The 1,347-nt window shown below is 60.4% G+C and carries 1 protein-coding gene; it reads left to right on the forward strand.

Annotated features, from left to right (window positions below):
• Positions 1–56 precede the first annotated feature (56 nt).
• Positions 57–1,291 (forward strand): IS3 family transposase gene (locus tag WAF18_RS17275; RefSeq protein WP_337246202.1). Its coding sequence is split into 2 segments (ribosomal slippage): positions 57–408 and positions 408–1,291, totalling 1,236 coding nucleotides; the frame shifts between segments, so codons are not numbered across the junction.
• Positions 1,292–1,347 lie beyond the last annotated feature (56 nt).

Genomic DNA, 1,347 nt, shown 5'->3' on the forward strand with positions numbered 1-1,347 from the left:
CTATGACCCGTCCTGAATTGGGTTGACACCTTTTCCACTTGGAAAAGGAATGTTCAATGAAATCAACGATCAGGCGCAGCCAGCGGGACTACTCGCTGGCCTTCAAGTTGTCGGTGGTCGACCAGATCGAGCGCGGAGAGCTGACCTACAAGCAGGCCCAAGCGCGCTATGGAATCCAGGGGCGCAGCACGGTGCTGTCCTGGCTTCGCCGTCACGGCCAGCAAGACTGGTCGGGTGGGGCATCATCTCCTCCCATGAAGACTGGCCCAAAAGCCGGAACAGCCAAACCGCTGACGCCGGAACAACAGATCAAGGCCCTGCAGGTCCAGTTGCGGGAGGCGAACGAGAAGGCGCAGCTCTTCGAGGCCATCGTGGACGTCCTCAAAGAGGATTACGGGGTGCGTGTCGTAAAAAAGCCTTCCGGCAAGTCCTCACGCAAGGGCGCCTCAAAGGCGTAAGCGTGGCAAGGGCTTGCCGCCATTTCGGCATCAGTCGTCAGGCGTTCTACCAAGCTGAGCGCCGTCATCAGCGACGACAAACCGACCATGCCAAGGCGCTGGCTTTGGTGGGTCGCTACCGCGCCCGCCAGCCGCGACTCGGGACGCGCAAGCTCCATCATCTGATCCAGCCAGAGCTGCAGGCAGCAGGAATCGCCATGGGGCGTGACCGTCTGTTTGACGTGCTTCGGCAAGCGCGTCTGCTGGTGGCGGCGCGTCGGGCGTATCACAAGACCACCCATAGCCATCATCGCTTCCGGCGGCATCCCAATCTGCTCAAGCCCGGCGAGAGCTGCACACTCCCCACCGGCTGCGAACAGGTGTGGGTGGCCGATATCACCTACCTGGCAACGGCTGGGAAATTCGTCTATCTGAGCCTGATCACCGACGCGTGGTCACGCAAGATCGTGGGCTGGAGCGTGCATGAGACGCTGCAGACCGAACAAGTCGCCCAGGCACTGGAGATGACGCTGAAAAGCCGAAAAACGAAGCAACGGCTGATCCACCATTCGGATCGGGGCATTCAGTACTGCTCGGACCATTACCAGAAGATCCACGCCAGGCATGGTTTGACCTGCTCGATGACCGACGGTTACGACTGCTACCAGAACGCGTTGGCCGAACGCATCAACGGAATCCTCAAGTGCGAATTCCTGCTCCATCGCCCGCAGGACCTGAGGCAGGCCCGTCAGATGGTGGCGGAGGCCGTGGCAATCTATAACGCGGAGCGCCCTCACCTGTCTCTTAAAATGCAAACGCCCGATGCGATGCATCGGGCGTCCTTGGCTGCCTGACGTCGGCCGAACCATCCACCCATAGGTGTCAACCTATGGCAGGACGGGTCACTATT

It is taken from the genome of Luteimonas sp. gir (assembly GCF_037198055.1).
Classification (GTDB): Bacteria; Pseudomonadota; Gammaproteobacteria; order Xanthomonadales; family Xanthomonadaceae; genus Luteimonas; species Luteimonas citri_A.